This window comes from Desulfobacter curvatus DSM 3379, from assembly GCF_000373985.1.
In the GTDB taxonomy this organism is placed as follows: domain Bacteria; phylum Desulfobacterota; class Desulfobacteria; order Desulfobacterales; family Desulfobacteraceae; genus Desulfobacter; species Desulfobacter curvatus.
In genome coordinates this window covers 69132-87724 of record NZ_KB893090.1, presented here as the reverse complement: position 1 = coordinate 87724, position 18593 = coordinate 69132, and the positions used below count along the sequence as shown (strand labels likewise).

Here is an 18593-nt window from a genome sequence, read left to right as displayed (position 1 = left end):
ATTTTGACACACGAGCCTGGAACTACTAACGATGATGCAAACGTTTCACAGGGTGATTCTGAAAAAGTGCAATACCGGAGGACACCACGTTGAATTGCCCCGTTTTTTGAGAAAGGAGTTCCAACTTTCCCCTGAAAAAGTAGCACATATTCTTCGACATCCCCCTGCAGTTCTGGGGGATTTTAACAGCAAGGAAAATGTGGAGGTTGCCCGCAAATATCTTTTTAACCTTGATGTGGAGTGTGACGTAATCCCGGTGATCAAGGACAAAAGGATTCCTTTCGCCATTGATCCCCGGCAGTTGAAATGGATCTCCAAAGAATTCAGCAAAACCCTGCGCGCCGGTGTTGAAACATCGCTTTTCTATGTGACGGTGGAACCGGTTAGAGAGGGTTTCTTCTTGCCGTCCCTTTTGGGAAAGCAAGAAGAAATCGAGAATATGTTCCGGTTTAGCGATTCTGTTTTTGTTATTGATGACACCACCTTTGTCCTGCTGGGTTTTGCCACGGATCGAGATTCTTGCAATGTTGTGTTTAAAAAAATCGTATATTGTATGGAAAAGCATATCCAGAAAAATATTTCGGTCCGTATCGGATTTGCAGTGATACCTGACGATGGAAAATCCTTTTATGAACTGATGGCGATTGCCCAAAAAAATCCGGTCTCCCATAGGAAAAGCATAAACGACGGTGAGAAAAAAAGAGAGACGATTTCTCCCCGGAACGATCCCCCCCGGCAAACCAATGGTTCCCTTTCAGATTTTCAACAATTAACCCTTTGTTTTAATAAAGCCAAGGGGGAATTTTACAATGAACTTACGGCGTTGCCCCCTGATGTGCTATGGGGTGCGCTGAGTAGAATTTCCATATCCGATCAGAAAAAATTTTTTCTCCAACTCCCCTACGATTCCCATCTGACATCTTATTTGGCGGAACAAATGAAAAAGCAATCACCCCCGAAAGATGTCGATACCGCAAAAAGAATCGTTCACAGAATGATCAGCCGGATGCAGCTTGCTGAACGTCTCAAAGGCAGGCAGGTGAACATGGAAAAAGTCGGGTTACACCTGAACCGGGTGGAATCCATTTTTACCCTGCCATCCGTAGCCATGCAGGCATACAGTGTGGCGTCCGATCCCGATTCTACGCTGGATGATATTGTGGAAAAAATAGTTCTGACGCCCGCATTAACTATAAAAATATTGAAAATTGTCAATTCACCCTTTTACGGGTTGAGCAATAAAATCAGCTCCATCAAGGATGCGGTTGTACTGATGGGAACCGAGGAAGTAGTAAACATGGCCTTTGGCCTCTCATTATCAGAATCGTTTCTGAATGCGGATCTCAAAGGCTTGAAGGATCCCAAAGCCCTGTGGCGTCACTCCATGGGAACCGCCTTAATCGCAAAGTATCTTTGTCGGGATCTGCCCCAATTCAAAGATATGGGAATTTTTACTGCCGGGCTCCTCCATGATCTGGGCAAGGTCTATCTGATCGAAAATTTTTCGCAGTTATATACGACGATTCTGGCACGTGCGGCGGAGAGTGCCGTTCCCATCAGTGCCATTGAGCAGGAAATTCTGGGAATGGACCACGGTAAGATCGGAAAAAGCATTGGAGAAAATTGGAATCTACCGGATCCCCTAGTTCATGCCGCCGCCTTTCACCATCAGCCGTCGGCTGCCGGGGAGTATTCATTATTTGCCGCCATGATCGGTTTCTCGGATTATCTTTCCAATATGGTTGCCCTAAAAAATGACCCTGACGCAAATGAACAGGCAATGAAGAAACTGAATCAGCAGTTTAAGGTAGATCACATGATTGCCATGAAAAAATTATTCCCTAATTTCAATACCCAATTCATCAAGCATTCTTTGGCGGATGTAATCGAAATTCTTGAGGAAAATGCCCATTTGTTGGATATCGCCGATTGAAATAACCGAAAAAAGCACAAGATCACATGCAATATAGGGAAAACCCATGAGTAACGATAAGAGAGCGGAAGAGTTATTTGCCGAATTCAGAAAAAATTTTCTCTCCATTCAAAAAAAATATGATGAAAAAATTAATGAGCTCTCCATTATCAAAGAGATGAACAACACCATGCAGCAAATTGATTTTATTGATCAGGATTTGATATGGACACGGCATCTGGAGTGTTTGAAAAAATATAAAGGCCTTGCTGCCGCTGCATTGTATTTCTCCCCGGACAATGAAATTAAAAAGGACCATTTCTTCCATACGAAGATGGAAGATACGTTTAATTTCACGGCCATAAAACATCTCCCTTTCTTTAAAGCGCTTCTTGGAGAAAAAACAAACGTCCTCATCGCCAGCCTCAAAGATGTGGAAAAAAAAATGTCCAAGCGGGACACAAGCCATACCCATCTGTTTTCCGATGAGGATTACGCCTTTTATGGTCAATCCATACTTTCCAAAGGAAAAGTCATTGCGATTCTCATGCTTTTCGGAAAAGACAACAATATGTTTGAAGCCTCTCACTTTCTCTTTTATAATGTAGTGTGTGACCATCTGTACAACAGTATGGTTTTTTTACGGCTTTACTATGGCAAGCTGGATGAAGAGAAACAAATGCTTCAGTTGAGTCGTTTTTTTTCGAAAAACGTTATTGGAGAGATATTCAAGAAGGGGAAATTAAGGCTTGGCGGGGAAAAAAAACAGGCAGCTGTTGTTTTTGTTGATTTAATCGGATTTACAAGTTTTTCCGAAACCATGGAACCCGAAGAGGTGGTCATTTTGCTCAACCACTTCTTTTCCCGGATGATACCCCTGATTTTCAAGCACAGGGGAACCCTGGACAAACTGCTGGGGGACGGCATTCTGGCTGTATTCGGAACCCCCCTGGAGGATCCGGACAGCTGTCTGAATGCCGTACGCACTGCCCTTGAAATGTTTTCAGAACTTCACACCCTGAACCGTGAAATCAAAAGCACCTTCAGGCAGCTGGAAATGAGCGTGGGAATTAATTACGGGGAGCTGGTTGCAGGATTCATGGGATCGGAAGCGCATTTAAATTATACAGTGGTGGGGGATACCGTGAATGTGGCCCAACGGATTGAATCCCTGGCCGAACCCAATCGGATACTGGTTTCCAATGCGGTGTGGAAACAGATTGAACCCCATGTGGATACCCTGGATAACTTAAAGAGAGTGACCCGACTGGACGATGTAAAATTGAAGGGAAAGGCAAAAAGAGTTTGTCTGTTCCGACTGGAACCCAGGTATTCATAACAGCATGCTTAGGGGAGGAAAAATGATTGTAGGAATACTCAAGGAAATAAAGTCTGAGGAGAACCGTGTGTGCATGACCCCGGCGGGGGTGGAGGTGATGGTTAAGAGCGGGCACGAGGTGATGGTGGAAAAAAGCGCCGGAATGGGCAGCGGTTTTACCGACGACGCCTACACCCGGTCCGGTGCCCAAATAGTCGATAAGCCCAAACAAATCTACGCAAAAGCGGACATGGTCATGCACGTTAAAGAGCCCTTGCCGCCGGAGTACGACTTAATCAGGGAAGGGCAAATCGTTTTTACCTACCTGCACCTGGCGGCCGACGAGCCCCAGACCCGGGCATTGATCAAAAGCAAGGCCGTATGTATCGCCTATGAAACAATCCAGAAGGCCGACGGCAGCCTGCCGCTGTTGACCCCCATGAGCGAGGTGGCCGGACGCATGGCAATCCAGGAAGGCGCCAGGTTTTTGGAGATGACCCAGGGCGGCCACGGCATTCTTCTGGGCGGAGTGCCCGGGGTGGAGCCGGCCACGGTGGTGGTGATCGGCAGCGGCGTGGTAGGGGTCAATGCGGCCAAGATGGCCTGCGGCCTAGGGGCCAAGGTCTATCTTTTGGGTAGGAACCTGAACCGGTTGCGCTACCTGAGCGATGTGATGCCGGCCAACTGCTTCACCCTGATGTCCAGCCCGGCAACGATTCGCAAGCTGGTCAAGACGGCGGATGTGGTGATCGGGGCCGTGCTAATTCCCGGTGCCAAGGCACCCAAGTTGGTGACCCGTGACATGCTCAAAACCATGAAGAGCGGCTCGGTGCTGGTGGATGTAGCCATCGACCAAGGGGGGTGCTTTGAAACCTCCAAGGCCACCACCCATGGCAATCCCACATTTATCATTGACGGCGTGGTGCACTACTGCGTGGCCAACATGCCGGGAGCGGTGGCCAAAACCTCAGCACTGGCCCTGACCAATGCCACATTGCCCTATGCGCTGCAGATTGCCGACCTGGGTTGGAAAGGAGCGATGCAGGCCGACGAAGAGATCAAACTGGGTGCCAACATCATCCACGGCAAGGTGACCTACAAGGCCGTGGCCGAAGCCTTCGGTCTGGTCTATACGCCCGTGGACAAATTGCTGAAGTCCTGACACCGTGGCATTTCTTGCCATTCATCCTTGAATGATGTATGACTTTTGCCATGGAGACCAGTGGAAAATATCAGGCCCAGGCCCAGATGCTGGCCAACCGGGTAAAAAAAAGATTCAAGCACCTGTATAAACGTTTTACAAAACAGAACCTGGAGGTTTTCCGTCTGTATGACTGGGATATCCCGGAAATCAGGGCTGTGGTGGACTGGTATGCTGGCCACCTTGTGGTGGGAGAGTATGCCAGAAAACAATCCACCTCAGACTGGCTTCCTTTGATGGGCAAGGCTGTAGCCCAGGCCCTTGATGTTCCCCAGGCAAACCTGCATCTTAAAATCCGCAAAGCAGGCATCAAGGACGGAGCGCGATACAGAAGAATTGATACCAAAAACAAAAAAATCCCCATGTGGGAGAGAGACCTTCAATTTCTGGTCAACCCCAGTGACTATGTGGATACGGGTCTGTTTTCCGACCACAGGGATACCCGGACGATGGTCAGACAGATGGCCCGGGGTAAGAATTTTTTAAATCTGTACTGCTACACAGGGGCATTCACCTGTTATGCGGCAAAGGGCGGGGCTGCTTCCACCCTGTCCGTGGACCGGTCTGAAACCGCCATCACATGGGTTAAAGAAAATCTGGACCTAAATAAGTTGTCAGCGCCCTGCCACACCCAGGTTCAGATGGATACCTTTGATTTTTTGAAAAAAGCAGTTCGACTTAAACACCGATACGATCTGGCTGTGGTGGATCCGCCCTCCTATTCCACCACACGCATGGATAACAAGCACTTCGATATTGCCAGGGACTATCCGTTTTTGCTCAATCAAGTGTTCACGCTCATGCGCCCGGGGAGCACGGTATTTTTTTCTACCAATCACCAAAATTTCGACCTGGCTGAAAACAAACTTGACGCCGCTGATATTAAAGAAATAACCCGGGAAACGATTCCGGAGGATTATGTTTCCAAAAAAAAACAGATCCACCGGTGCTGGCGAATCACTTGTCGGGAATATTAATTTTTGTTTGTTAAGTAATTTGAATCAAGGCGGGCAGACATGGACAAAACATTATCTTTGCTTCCATACCTGGAATCGGGCCGCAATGGAATTTTACTCGATATCCATGTATCACATCAAGACAATCCAAAAGGGGATCTACCTTCGTTCACCTTTGAAACTGCCGGAATCGAAAAACCGTTCACCCGTTTGGTTAAAGGCGGGCTCAAGTGCGAGGGTTCAAACCGGGTTTTCCACCCTGTTTTCATGCTGATCCAAAAAGATACCTATTTTTCTGACAGAGAACCGTTTAATCCCCAGACCAATACAACGCTGGACCAAGCCTGGCTGGACACCATTCAATTTTTTTCCCAAGATTACGGCACATTTACTATTCCCGCCCCCCCCGACCATGAACCAACCCAGCTGAAACCACTTTTTTACTGCAAATTTAAAGACCGCTTTTTCCACCCCCCATGCCCGGACTGCGGCCGGGAACTGATACTCTGCAAAAACGACGCAATTCTGGAAAAAGCCGGCCTGGATTCTTTTCATACCAGCCTGAGCCGCTATCTTTTCTGCCCAGAATGTTATGAATCAAATTCAACCCATTTTTTTTATACCTATACCCCACAGGCCGACGACCCGGCTGGTGTCCTGGATCGGCACGGCTTAATAAAGCGCTTCAGCAAAATGAAGACAACCATACCCGATGGATTCCCATGCGCTGACTGTCCCGAACATAGTGTCTGCTATTTGGCTGGACAAAAAGCCTTGTCCCGCATTGGATTTCTCTCTTTTTATCCATTTTACATGCTGGTGTTTGATGCCTGCTCAATAAACGGGACTCAATTTTTACAACACTTGTCCAACGCCCCGGAAACTGTCGGGCTGAAATCAAACGCCTTGTCATTGAGCCCCGGCACACCACAATCATCAGGTCATGATCCAACTAAATATTTATTCGGGGATGATCCCAGATTCTGGCTTGAAATTTTATTCTTAAAATATGCGTTTTTTAAAAAAATACTCACATCAATTGAAAAAAGATTAAACGACCAATTTAAGCCTGTTTTCAACCTTAATATGGACAGTATCTGGATCAACACAAAATCAGATGCCGGCATGATGCCTTTTTTCTGGGACTATGAGCTTTACCTGATTGATCTTGTCAGCACCAGGCCCATGGACCTTTTCCAAACTTCCATGGCAAATAACCGGCAGACAAATTTCATTGCACAATTGTGCCTTTACATTTTTTTTGTAAACAATAAACACACGGCAAAGACCGTTTTTCAGTCCGGGGCGGATCTGCTGCAAAGCACAGATGAAACAGAATGGGCAAATAATGCCCAGGCACTTTTTAACTCACATCCAATCTTTAAACCGGAAAATATTTTCTGGGAACCGGCTCCTGCTGACATGGCTGAATCCTGGCATGACTTATGGATTCAGACGATTCATTTTGCAGGGTCTTTGATTAAAGAAAAAGAGATCTTAGATTTTCCCGCTTTTATCAAACACTGCATCCGTCAGGTAAATGAGATATTAACTGCTGTAAAATCAGAACTTTTCAGCAAAGATTTTCAGATAAAACAAAAACCTGTCATGCCGGTTGCCGGTGCAGCCGAACAGGATGAGCCGGAAACAATCCCATCAGCCAGCACCGAAGACTTACACGAGGATACCCAGGCAAATCAAGCCATTACCACCATCCTGAAACAGCTTAAAACAAAATGGGAAAAAGAGGCATCACCCGAACCATCCCAGGAAGAAGATGTCATGGAAACCCTTGTACTCTCCTCGACCGAGGAGGGCATCAAACCATCGACGGATTTTTCTGCCAAAAAAAATAAATGCACGGAGGATAAGTCTATCACCCCATCTCCCATGGCAGATCAACATGAATTTGAACAGATGCAAAAAACAATAATTCTTAACAGGCAGGGCAACATTGATCCGGCTCCCAGTGATTTTGAGGATATCCAGAAAACCATTGTTATGAACACGTATCAAAAAACGAAAACAACGGAACCGGAAAAAGATTTCAACGACCTGGAAAAGACTGTTATTGTATCCTTCGGCAACAGTTCGCAGCCTGAAAACAGAGGCGATTTTTTTAATGAAGATGATGATCTTGATAAAACCGTCATACTTCCCCCTAAAAAATAGATCCCGGGAAACAAAGAGATATGGACAATTTCAATATTTCATACCAGTCATTAAAAAAACAGCTTAAAGCTATTTACGCCATCAATGCCGACGCAAATGCCATTGAAACACACTTAAATGAAGTACTGGCAAATCTGGATAAAAACAGTCGCCGGGAAATTCTTGACGAACTGATCCAGGGATTTGAGCAAGACAGCACGGCCGGACCCCGCCCACCCATTGACGCAGAGAACACCACCCAAGAGAATATGGTAATTGGCGACCATCTTTTGGCACGGGTTATAAAACTGCTGCTCGGACGAAACGTATCCCAGGAAGACATGAATTCCGACAAGCTTCTGGAAAGCCTGGCAGAGTCCACTAACACGGTTCTTGAAGCCTTGAACCAGCTGATCAGCACCATTAACACCACCCTAGTCGGAAAACAGGATTCAGACCAGCCCATCCGCCAGGTCATTGGCTACCACCTTGAAGAGGCAAGCCACGGGCAGCCCTTAGACATCTATATCAGCCAGATCGGCAAAGCCTTTCACGAATCCCAAGAGGCGAGCAAACAGGCAGCCCATGCAAAAGTCGAAGAAATTCTCAACCAACTAAGCCCCGAAAAAATTGCCCGGGATGCCGGAGCATCCAGGCTGAGCCCCATGAAAAAGTCAAAATATTACGATGAATATGTACACAAATTCAAAAAAATCGAAAAGTGGTTCGAGTCAGGGCGTTTCATGGAATCGTTTTTACGGGAATTTGAAAGAAATTGCCAAAAAATATCCATTTGAGCCGGTTGTTAATGGGCACCCCTAAAGCACATAGCACATCAAAAGAGAGCGTCCTTTATAAGTTAAAACTTTAACCCTGAGTTGCATATTTGGGCCTCTAATATTTCTGCCAATATCAACAATCTAAACTTCCCATATACACAGCCCTCCAAAATTCAAAACCGGTCTCATTGGGTATTACTCTGCTTAATGCTTTCCAGTCTTTCATAAAGGGTCCGGGCTTTTTTCAGGTTAGACTGGACATCTTTATAGCCGGGGTCAATCTTCTCAACCAGTTCCCATTCGTTTATGGCCAGTTCAAGCTGTTCTTTGCCAAAATAATGGATACCAAGATTATAGTGCTTTTCTTTGTAGGTATCTTCACAGGTTTTAATATAGGTGCGGCATTGGCTACAAGCGTCATCATTATACTGCATTGCCGAGGAAAAGCTCTGTCTGGCGTCAAGATACTGTTCTTTCTTAAACTGGGTCAGTCCTTGCTGGAAATAGCTTTCAAACAGATTGGCACCAATCTGCTCATTGTCCGGATCCTTAATTTGTGCTTTTTTGAAAAGCGGGATGGCCTGACTGTATTTTTTCTGTTGAAAAAGGACCATGGCCTGGTCATAGTCATTAGGTGTTTCAACAGCTGGAACCGGTGTGCTTCTTTCATCAGGGACAGATTCCGGTACTTCCGGGCTTGGGGGGGGTATTTCAGTTACATCAGATGGTTCTGCTACATCAGGCGCTTCAGGTGCCTGGGGGGGAGTATTTGGTTCCGGAACTTCGGGCGTAACAGGTTCCTGGGGAAGCTCCGCCGGGGCTGCCGGAGCCATAACTTCGGGTTGAGACGGACCGGTTTGTTCTCCACGCATGTCCCGCCTGCCCTTCATATAGGCCTGATACTTTTTTTTGAGATCCTCAACGGTCAACCCGTTTAAGGCCGGAATTTTGAGTTGCTCCCCGGCACGTACCCGGGTGACATCCACCATATTGTTGAATTTACCGATAATGGGATAATATTTCAGATCCCCGTAATAAATTAGACTCAGCTTGGAAACGCTTTGTCCGCCAAGCAGTGTATGCAGAATATAATCTTTTGAATCCAAGGAAACACCACCAGGGCTTAATTTCTCTTTGGCCGGGGTATAATCCGGCCAGTTTTGAAGTGCACTTAAATATTGTCTTCTTGCCGAATCATATAAGCCCTGTTCATCAAGGGCCAATCCTTTTTCATAGTGTTGCCGGGCTTTTTCATAAAGCACGGATTCCACCTTTTTTTTGTGGTCTAAAGCAGACGGATTCTTGGGGTCAACCGTCAATGCCAGCTCATACTGCTCCAGCGCACTTTGAAGCCGCCCCTGAGCTTCATATGACTCACCGGTTATGATATATTTTCCGGCCAGGTTGGGTTTTTGGGGTTCCGGCGTCTGCTGGGATACGCAACTTGGCAGAAGACACAATGACAACAGCACTGCAAATAAAATTTTTTTTGTATTCATCGTATTCACTTTAAAGACAGTTCGGTAAATGTATGTAATCTGGTTTTAAACGTCTTAATATCTTTTTTTAATATCATATCCCTTTTCAATGCAAGGGGATTTGAAAAAAACGGGTTGCCGCCCCGGACCACAGAAACGGCCATTTCATACCCGGCCTTCCTTGAAAGCGCCATCACATGTTTATTATAACGCCCATAAGGAAAGGAAAAAATAGTGGTATTCTGGTTCAATTTACGGTCCAGGGTCTGCTTTGAAACGACAATTTCCCTGTAAAGCCTTTTTCCATATGCATCATTGGTTTCTTCCTCCAGTTTCCGGCTTAAATCGCTATGGGATGTTGAATGGGACCCAATATAAAATCCGTCGGCTTTAAGCTGGCGCAGATCCTGCCATGTCAGGGCCTTACCCGACACCCCGATATAGTCCGTGTAAACAAAAAAAACTGCTGAAAAGCCAAATTCCAGAAGGATAGGGGCTGCTGTGTTTAATCCTGATTTAAACCCGTCGTCAATGGTTATCATGACCGCTTTCTTAGGAATCTGCCGCCTGTACCTTAAAAAATTCAGGAACATATCAGGTGAAATTGTTCTAAAGCCGTTATCCTTAAGAAAGGTTAGCTGCTGCCTGAAAATATCGGGAGGCGTATTTAAGGGCGATGGATCATTGGGGAGAAATTTGTGGTAACACAAAATGGGAACGGCCTGGTATCCGTCGGCAAACAAACCGCCTTTATTTTTTTCTTTCAGTGGAATAGTTATGAACTCGGCGCTACCCGGACTATCCGGATCATGGGCATCCTCTATCCGCCAAATATCCTTTTCACTGCCATAATACTGCCTGGCCAGGTTTTCTAGCGCAACGCCCCGGTCTCTGGGATACAATACATATGTTTTTGATTGATACACCGAGGAGGCCGGGTCCTGGACAGGCTGGGGGGGTAACCCACAGGAGGCAAAGAACATTGAACCCATGAAAACCAGTAAAACAGATATAAGACTGCTCAGATTTAATTGTATCAAAATCGCCTCTGTTTTTTACAAAATGAATACGATTTTCCTCGACATCTATTATTACCCTAATTTTTATGCGTGTTCAAATCAATTAAACAATTTGTAATCACCGGGAATCTATTAGAATCAATATCGGCTTTTTCAAGTAATTTCGCGACTTGACAGCTCTTCTTTTTTTATTGTAGTAGATCAGCTTAAAGCATTGTTTGCACAAACAATGTGATTTCTCCGGAAAATACTGTGTGTTCGCGGTTTTTATCTTAGATTTTTTAATTTCCGGAAGATAACCAAAGAAAGGGGTTTATGCAAATATTCAAAAAAAACAGGTTTGCCCTTAAAAAATTTCTGATCAGCATATCCATTTGGTTTATTGCCTGCCTGCTTATTTATCTTATCGGACATGCTGTGGAACATCACAAAAACAACAAACTTGTAAAATCCGGCATTGCCATATCCAAAGACATTTCCAGCCAGTCCGGCCTGCCTTTGCTTGAAAGAGAATTTGACCATTTAGGCGCGCTTATTGAACAGGCAACAAAAAAACCGGGGGTTGTTTTTGCCTCCATCATAGACCATAAAAACAAAATCATCGCATATTCCGACCAGAACCAATTTTTTACGTTGAACAAAAAATATGCGCGGCAGGAAGGTGGTATTAAATACTGGCGGGTAATCAGTCTTGAAACCCATAATGTCATGAATTTCCTAACCCCCATCACCTTTTCCGACACAAGGGTCGGAGAGGTATTCATCTCCCTTGCCACACAAAATTTTGACCAGTTTTACCGGATTGTTATGCTCTTTGCGGTATTAAGCTTTCTTTGCATTATTTTACTTTTCGGGACAGCAAATTACCAGAATGCATTGATATGGATTCGAAAAAAGGAGATGACGACAGAGACCACAGCCCACGAAGCGGATGATGCGCCCCTGTTTACTTGCCCCCTTTGCGGTACCCCAACACATTTTTCAGACCGGACCTGTGATGGCGCACTCATAGAATCGACCACTGTGCTTACCCGCTATGGTGACCCCGAAAAAGACATTCTGTTATATGATCTGAATAAATTTGAAGAGTTAGGCTGGATTAAACAACGTATCATCACCAAGTGTGCTGAAATAATTTCCGTTATTTCCGATCAACATTAACAGCCTGAAACGGCCCGGATTTTATATCCAAGGGGCGTCGATTAAAGGAAAGGATCCGGTTGATCACCGGGCTCTTTGCATAACACGATGTAATAACCGGAGAATCCATATGGTGTCCAACAAAAACAAAAAATCTACATCCGGCAGCCTGTCCCTGGAACTTGAATCAAGCGCCCATTCAAGTCTGTTAAGAGCTGCCAGGGGAAATCAATTCTTAAACCGCAACCGTACCCCCTTAACTATTTATGCCGTTATTTTTCTCTGCATTGGTATCGTATGTCATGTTTTGCTTAAAAACGCCCAGGATGCAAGCCGGCATGAAATTTATGATTCAGGGGTGCTGTCGGCAGAGACAATCGCTGAAAAAGTGACGGCTCCGTTGCTGGGAAAAGATGTGCTTACCCTGAATGTGGCTGTGGGAGAACTGGAAAAAAAATATCATCCGGTTTTTACGGCCATCCTTGACCATGACGATAAAATCATTGCCCACAGCGACCCGAATGAAATCGGCAAGACATATACGGAACCTGCAAATAAAACAAAGATCCGAACGGACAGAACCGTAACCATTGAACGTATGATCATAGAGGGCAAAAGCATTATCTCTTTTTCCAAGATACTTGTTTTTTCAAAGGTGCCCATCGGAAAAATACGCTTTGGTCTTGATGCAGGTCCCATGGATCAAACCATTGCAGGGTATGAACGGCGTATATTCATTATCTGGGGGATATGTGCCGTCTGCTTTACTGCGGCGGTTTATCTTACGGACATGTACCTTAAAAACAAGCAGCAAAAAATACTTGAAGAAATTGAAAAGACAAGGAAAGTCGGACCGTATCTGCTCACCAAAAAAATTGCCCAAGGCGGCATGGCCGAGCTCTATCTTGCCGAATATATGAGAGAGGACGGCTTCAGGCGGACCGTAGCCGTAAAGAAAATTTTACCCCATTTGATAGAAAATCGGGATTTTGTGGATATGTTCATCCGGGAGGCCCGGTTAGCCGCAATTCTCCAGCACCCCAATATCGTCCAGATCTATGATCTGATTAAACTGCACAACGCCCATTTTATGGCCATGGAATATGTCCCCGGAAAGAATCTTGCTGAAGTACTTGCCCATGAAAAAAAAGGGCTGCCTGTGGGTATGGCCACATTCATCATTCAGAAAATCAGCCTGGGTCTTTATTATTCGCATACAAGGACCAGTGACGATACCGGGGAACCTTTGAATATTGTCCACAGGGATGTCAGTACCCAAAACATGCTAATCTCATTTAAAGGGGAAGTCAAAATAAGCGATTTCGGCATTTCCAAAGCCCGGTCTGAGCCCAGCCTTACCCGGGCAGGTGTAATAAAAGGGAAATTATCGTACCTGGCACCTGAACAGGCTTTGGGAAAAGGGGCGGACCATCAGTCAGACCTCTATGCGCTGGGGATTATTTTTTACGAAATTTTATCAGGAAAACGCCTGTATAAATTTGAAAACGAACTTGAGGCATTGAGTACTCTGCCTAAAATGGTTGTCCCCCCCATTAACACCGTTCGGACGGATATTCCCGAAGAATTGAACCAAATCGTCATGAAATGCCTGGAAAAAGATCCCGGGAAGCGCTACGAATCCGGCAAAAGGATTTACGATGATCTGGCACAATTCAGAAAAAAACGGAACATTTCGTTTGATGAAACCAACCTGATTGATTTCATGACAAAGAGATTTAAATAAAATGACAAATTATATTTTTGTTGGAAAAACCGACCGGGGCCTGAAACGAAAAAAAAATGAGGACGCCGTTCTGGTCAATGAACAAGACGGTTTCTGCCTTGTGGCTGACGGTATAGGCGGCTCTCTGGCCGGAGACGTGGCAAGCGGCATATTTGCGGACACGGCCCGGGAGGTATTTGCACAGGCTCCCGCCCTGAATGAATCCACATACACCATCATCCAGCGGGTGTTCTTAAATGCCAATGAAGACATTCTGGATTATTCCGGCAACCATCCCGGTTGTGAAGGCATGGGGTGTACAGCTGAATTGTTTGCCATTGAAGAGGATCGTTATGTGCTTGGTCATATTGGTGACAGCCGCACATACCGAATGAGAAACAATGAATTGAAACAGCTGACAAAAGACCACTCCCTGGTTCAGGAGCAGCTTGACCAGGAACTGATCAAACCCGAGGATGTCAGCACCCATGCCTTGAAAAATGTGATTTTAAGGGCAGTTGGAATCAAAAAAGATCCGGCAGTGGATATCATACGGGGTAACCTGTTTAGCGGCGATATTTTTCTGCTCTGCTCAGACGGCCTAAGCGACCTGGTGGACCTGGAAACAATGAAACAGCATCTTCTGTCTCCCCTTCCCCTTGAACAAAAGGCGGATTCACTGGTCCGGGAGGCCAACGACAGGGGCGGCAAAGATAATATTTCTGTTGTTCTGGTGGAGATTCAATAACGGCCATGGGCCGACCTGGTCTATCAACGCCAAGACTCAACCCACAACAAACAATGAAAGTAATTCAACAAGTTATTGATACTTTCATATAAAAAACCTTACACAAACCCCTTTTCACTGATCAGCAGTAAAATCTGCTGAACCGCCTCATCAGGGGTCAGGTTGGAGGTATCAATGGACAGCTCCGGATTTGAAGGTTCCTCATAGGGGTCATCCACCCCGGTGAAGCCTTTAAGCAACCCGGCCTTGGCTTTGGCATACATGCCTTTGCGGTCCCTTTTTTCGCACACGCTGATGGGGGTGGCCACATGGATTTCAAAAAATCCGCCATGGGCCTCAATGGAAGTTCTTATCTTTGACCTTGTACGCTCGTAGGGGGCAATGGGGGCACAGATGGCAATACCTCTGTTCTTAGTGATCTCAGAGGCCACAAACCCGATGCGCCGGACATTGATATCACGGTGCTCCTTGGAAAAATTAAGTTCCGAAGACAGATTTCGCCGGACAATGTCGCCGTCCAAAAGGGTTACGGGCCGGGTACCCACTTCCATAAATTTTGAATACAGCACATTGGCAATGGTTGATTTTCCGGCCCCGGAAAGCCCAGTGAGGAAAACGGTAAACCCCTGGGTGGCAGGGGACGGATAGGAACGGCGCAATTCTTTGATCACTTCCGGGAAACTGGCCCATTCCGGTATATGCTTACCCTTTCGAACCCGGTCCCGGATATGGTCATTGGTGAAAGAGAGCGTTTCCTGGCCTTCGTTCACTTCGCTGGCCAGCTTAAACTCATCCTCAAAGGGCAGATAGACCATCTCTTCAAAAAATACCGGGTCAATACCGATCTCTTTGCCGGCCTCCCGGGCCAAATCCCGAACCTGGGGTGTATCGTAAAACGGATTGCCGCAACTGTCCTTGCCCGGGGTTGCATGGTTATGCCCGATGACAAAGTGGGTACACCCGAAATTTTTCCCGATGATCATGTGAAGCACCGCATCCCTGGGACCTGCCAGCCGGGTGGATAAAGGCAGCAGATTAAGCATATACGTATCCGGGGGATAATGGGCTGCCACCTTCTGATAACAGCGCATCCGGGTATAATGATCAAAGTCTCCGGGTCTGGGGATGCCTGCGATGGGCAGCATCAACAGGTTTGCCTTTGCCTTTTTCATGGCCTGGATGGTCAGTTCAAACTGGGGACGGTGAATGGGCTGCCGGGTTTGAAACCCCACAACCCGCTTCCATCCAAGCTTGACAAACTGTTGCCGCACCTCCGAAGGCGTGTTTCGAATTTGCTTAAAATCAGAATGGATCGGCAGATTCAACGATTCAATACTGCCGCCGACATAATACCTGTCCTGTCCCCCCTGAAGCCGGGCCACCTCATCATGGTTAATGTCTGTAGTACCGTAAACAGCCATGGCCTCTTTTTCCCGGTCCGCCTGCCAGATGTCCTCGATGGCCATGATGCCTAATGGGAATCCTTCAGGGTCACGAAGCACAACGGACTGGCCGACTTCAAACCGGTCTGAGAGATCCCGGGAAACATCAAGACAAATGGGCACGGGCCAGATTTCACCCGAAGGCAGACGCATGCGATCCAGAACACTTTCGTACGCCTCCTGGGTCATAAACCCTTTCAGCGGACTGAACACACCCGTGGTTAACAATTCAAAATCACAGATCTGACGCAGGTTCAATGTAATATCCGGTAAGGAAGATAATAATTGTTTAAGTGCGTTATGGCGTTCCTGGTCCACCAGGAGATTGACAAGAGATATATCTTGGGGCATGTAGCTATCCTTTAAATAATGACCTGCTTTATTTTTTATGAAAAAACCGAATCATCCATCAGAATTTTTTATGATTGATTACCTATCCTTGGCAAACTCATGTAGCTATAGAGCAAAATCAGCCGGACTGTCAAGAGTACCTACCCGGTCCTGTCGGGAATCCTAACAGGAAAGGCCGGGAAACCTGTCTGGTTTACCGGCCTTTCCGATCCGCCAAAGGACAATTATGTGAAAATCTGTGTAACCGAAATAGATCTTCTAACTCTCGTTGTGGGCTGAGGCTGGGTGTCGATAGACCAAGCGCCACAAGCCAGCCCACGGCTGTTATTATTTCATTAATTCTTTATGGCTGTTGATCAGGGTGCCCACAACTTCAGGATCAGACAACGTGGATACATCACCAAGCTGATCATACTCATCCGTTGCAATTTTTCTTAAGATACGCCTCATGATCTTGCCGGACCGGGTCTTGGGCAGATCCGCGGCAAAATTGATGATATCCGGCGTGGCAATGGGCCCGATTTCAGTTCTCACATGTTTTTTCAGGTCAGCCATCAGTTCATCGGACGGGGATACGCCGACATTCAGGGTAACAAACGCATAAATCCCCTGCCCTTTAATATCATGGGGAAACCCAATGACTGCAGCTTCGGCCACATCCGTATGACTGCCCAAAGCGGATTCCACTTCTGCGGTGCTCATGCGATGCCCGGACACATTGATAACGTCATCCACACGGCCCGTGATCCAAATATAGCCGTCCTCATCCCTGCGGCAGCCGTCGCCTGCAAAATAATACCCGTCAAACATTTGAAAATAAGTCATTTCAAACCGGTCATGGTTGTTATAAACCGTGCGCATCTGACCGGGCCAGGGTTCCTTGATTGCGAGGATTCCGTCGCAGGCCCCTTGCAACTCTTTTCCATCTTCACTGAGCACGACAGGCTGCACAGAGAAAAACGGCAAAGTGGCGGAACCGGGCTTCTGGTCAATGGCATAGGGCAACGCAGAAATCATGATACCGCCGGTCTCTGTCTGCCACCAGGTATCAACAATGGGACACCGCCCCTTTCCCACATGTTCATGATACCACTGCCATGCCTCGGGGTTGATGGGCTCGCCCACGGATCCCAGAACCCGCAGAGAGGAAAGGTCATATTGCTTCACCCATTCTTTTCCCTGGGCCATGAGCGATCGAATGGCAGTGGGCGCGGTGTAAAACTGGTTGACTTTCCATTTGTCAACCGTGGCCCAGAACCTGCCGGGATCCGGATAGGAGGGAATGCCTTCAAATATAATGGATGTGGCTCCCTGAGAAAGCGGGCCGTAAACAATATAGGAATGGCCCGTAACCCAGCCGATATCTGCCGTACACCAGTAGACATCTCCTTCGTGGTAATCGAATATGTATTTAAAGGTGGTTCCGGTATACACCATATATCCGCCGACATTGTGCTGAACTCCCTTGGGCGTGCCGGTGGAGCCGGATGTATAAAGAATGAACAACGGATCCTCGGCATCCATCCATTCCACGGGGCATTCAGCACTCTGGGCCTGGGCGGCCTCGTGCCACCAGACATCCCGAGCCTCTACCATATTAATTTCAGAACCGGTTCGCTTGACCACAAAGCAGGTGCCGACACTGTGTCCTAAATCTTCGCACATCTTAAGGGCCTGGTCTGCATTGCCCTTGAGGGGAACGGACTTGGCCCCGCGCATTACACCGTCCGATGTAATCAGAACCTTACAAAGGGAATCCATGATTCTATTGGCCAGGGCCTCGGCAGAGAACCCACCGAATACAATTGAATGAACGGCCCCGATTCTGGCACAGGCCATCATGGTTATGGCAAGTTCAGGTATCATCGGCAGGTAGATAGCCACACGGTCACCTTTGCCCACCCCGCTCTCTTTCAGTGCATTGGCAAAGCGGCAAACTTTTTCATGGAGATCACGGTAGGTGATCACCATATCTTCACCGAGACTGTTTCCCTCCCAGATCAAAGCAGCCTGGTCACCCCGGGTCTCCAGATGACGATCCAGACAATTATATGTAATATTGGTCTTGGCATTTTTAAACCACTCAATGGAAACCGGGCCCTTGGACATGCTGTAGTTAAAATCCCGGACCTTGTCCCATTTTTTTTCCCAGTGAAACGTTTCTGCAATTTCTCCCCAGAACTCTTCAGGATCTTCCACGGATTTTTTGTACATGGCCTTGTACTCGTCCATGGATTTAACCCAGGCATTTCCACGAAATGTATCAGGTGCATGAAAAATGTTCCCGCTCATAGTGAGGTTCTCCTTGTTCCTAATAATGTACCTACAATTTATTTTTAACTATTTTAGCATTGAGATTAGAGCAAGCTTTGTGC

General features: G+C 46.6%; 13 protein-coding genes. 9 read left to right on the top strand and 4 right to left on the bottom strand.

The annotated features are described in order from the left end of the window. Positions 1 to 31: 31 nt before the first annotated feature. The 6 genes from B147_RS0120635 to B147_RS0120610 are packed head-to-tail and all read left to right on the top strand — an operon-like array spanning position 32 to position 8335. Complete coding sequence (locus B147_RS0120635; RefSeq protein ID WP_020589107.1) at positions 32 to 1933, top strand: HDOD domain-containing protein; 1902 nt, start codon at positions 32 to 34, stop codon at positions 1931 to 1933. Between the two features lie 46 nt (positions 1934 to 1979). Beyond that, on the top strand, positions 1980 to 3251 hold the full coding sequence (locus B147_RS30600; RefSeq protein ID WP_020589106.1) for an adenylate/guanylate cyclase domain-containing protein: 1272 nt from the start codon (positions 1980 to 1982) through the stop codon (positions 3249 to 3251). 22 nt (positions 3252 to 3273) lie between these two features. Further along, complete coding sequence (gene ald / locus B147_RS0120625; RefSeq protein WP_020589105.1) at positions 3274 to 4392, top strand: alanine dehydrogenase; 1119 nt, start codon at positions 3274 to 3276, stop codon at positions 4390 to 4392. Positions 4393 to 4430: 38 nt separating this feature from the next. Further along, complete coding sequence (locus B147_RS0120620) at positions 4431 to 5408, top strand: class I SAM-dependent methyltransferase (protein ID WP_020589104.1); 978 nt, start codon at positions 4431 to 4433, stop codon at positions 5406 to 5408. Between the two features lie 39 nt (positions 5409 to 5447). Continuing rightward, entirely contained in the window at positions 5448 to 7559 is a 2112-nt protein-coding gene (locus B147_RS0120615) for a hypothetical protein (protein WP_020589103.1), read from the top strand. A gap of 20 nt (positions 7560 to 7579) precedes the next feature. Beyond that, a complete protein-coding gene (locus B147_RS0120610) occupies positions 7580 to 8335 on the top strand; it encodes a type VI secretion system-associated FHA domain protein (protein ID WP_020589102.1) in 756 nt (251 codons plus the stop codon). A gap of 167 nt (positions 8336 to 8502) precedes the next feature. Here B147_RS0120610 and B147_RS29085 read toward each other — a convergent pair whose 3' ends face one another. Together B147_RS29085 and B147_RS0120600 are read right to left on the bottom strand one after the other, a co-directional pair. Beyond that, positions 8503 to 9816, bottom strand: a complete 1314-nt coding sequence (locus B147_RS29085) for a tetratricopeptide repeat protein (RefSeq protein WP_020589101.1) — start codon at positions 9814 to 9816, stop codon at positions 8503 to 8505. 5 nt (positions 9817 to 9821) lie between these two features. Further along, complete coding sequence (locus tag B147_RS0120600; protein WP_083927954.1) at positions 9822 to 10835, bottom strand: polysaccharide deacetylase family protein; 1014 nt, start codon at positions 10833 to 10835, stop codon at positions 9822 to 9824. Positions 10836 to 11129: 294 nt separating this feature from the next. Here B147_RS0120600 and B147_RS0120595 point away from each other — a divergent pair, with 294 nt between their 5' ends. From B147_RS0120595 to B147_RS0120585, 3 genes are all read left to right on the top strand, one after another. Continuing rightward, complete coding sequence (locus B147_RS0120595; RefSeq protein ID WP_020589099.1) at positions 11130 to 11975, top strand: hypothetical protein; 846 nt, start codon at positions 11130 to 11132, stop codon at positions 11973 to 11975. Between the two features lie 109 nt (positions 11976 to 12084). Beyond that, on the top strand, positions 12085 to 13698 hold the full coding sequence (locus B147_RS30595) for a protein kinase domain-containing protein (protein ID WP_020589098.1): 1614 nt from the start codon (positions 12085 to 12087) through the stop codon (positions 13696 to 13698). A gap of 1 nt (position 13699) precedes the next feature. Then, positions 13700 to 14425 (top strand): PP2C family protein-serine/threonine phosphatase, encoded by a 726-nt coding sequence (locus tag B147_RS0120585; RefSeq protein WP_020589097.1) that lies wholly within the window; start codon positions 13700 to 13702, stop codon positions 14423 to 14425. A gap of 98 nt (positions 14426 to 14523) precedes the next feature. Here the strand turns inward: B147_RS0120585 and B147_RS0120580 are convergent, their stop codons facing one another. Together B147_RS0120580 and acs are read right to left on the bottom strand one after the other, a co-directional pair. Further along, positions 14524 to 16218 (bottom strand): bifunctional sulfate adenylyltransferase/adenylylsulfate kinase, encoded by a 1695-nt coding sequence (locus B147_RS0120580; RefSeq protein WP_020589096.1) that lies wholly within the window; start codon positions 16216 to 16218, stop codon positions 14524 to 14526. A 327-nt stretch (positions 16219 to 16545) separates the two neighbouring features. Then, positions 16546 to 18510, bottom strand: coding sequence for an acetate--CoA ligase (acs, locus tag B147_RS0120575; protein WP_020589095.1), 1965 nt, complete (start codon positions 18508 to 18510; stop codon positions 16546 to 16548). Positions 18511 to 18593: the final 83 nt, after the last annotated feature.

What these genes read in the sequence shown, in the direction of transcription:
- B147_RS0120635 (WP_020589107.1), top strand. Translation starts at nt 32, where the DNA reads ATGATGCAAACGTTTCACAGGGTGATTCTGAAAAAGTGCAATACCGGA.
- B147_RS30600 (WP_020589106.1), top strand. Translation starts at nt 1,980, where the DNA reads ATGAGTAACGATAAGAGAGCGGAAGAGTTATTTGCCGAATTCAGAAAA.
- ald (WP_020589105.1), top strand. Translation starts at nt 3,274, where the DNA reads ATGATTGTAGGAATACTCAAGGAAATAAAGTCTGAGGAGAACCGTGTG.
- B147_RS0120620 (WP_020589104.1), top strand. Translation starts at nt 4,431, where the DNA reads ATGACTTTTGCCATGGAGACCAGTGGAAAATATCAGGCCCAGGCCCAG.
- B147_RS0120615 (WP_020589103.1), top strand. Translation starts at nt 5,448, where the DNA reads ATGGACAAAACATTATCTTTGCTTCCATACCTGGAATCGGGCCGCAAT.
- B147_RS0120610 (WP_020589102.1), top strand. Translation starts at nt 7,580, where the DNA reads ATGGACAATTTCAATATTTCATACCAGTCATTAAAAAAACAGCTTAAA.
- B147_RS29085 (WP_020589101.1), bottom strand. Translation starts at nt 9,816, where the DNA reads ATGAATACAAAAAAAATTTTATTTGCAGTGCTGTTGTCATTGTGTCTT.
- B147_RS0120595 (WP_020589099.1), top strand. Translation starts at nt 11,130, where the DNA reads ATGCAAATATTCAAAAAAAACAGGTTTGCCCTTAAAAAATTTCTGATC.
- B147_RS30595 (WP_020589098.1), top strand. Translation starts at nt 12,085, where the DNA reads ATGGTGTCCAACAAAAACAAAAAATCTACATCCGGCAGCCTGTCCCTG.
- B147_RS0120585 (WP_020589097.1), top strand. Translation starts at nt 13,700, where the DNA reads ATGACAAATTATATTTTTGTTGGAAAAACCGACCGGGGCCTGAAACGA.
- B147_RS0120580 (WP_020589096.1), bottom strand. Translation starts at nt 16,218, where the DNA reads ATGCCCCAAGATATATCTCTTGTCAATCTCCTGGTGGACCAGGAACGC.
- acs (WP_020589095.1), bottom strand. Translation starts at nt 18,510, where the DNA reads ATGAGCGGGAACATTTTTCATGCACCTGATACATTTCGTGGAAATGCC.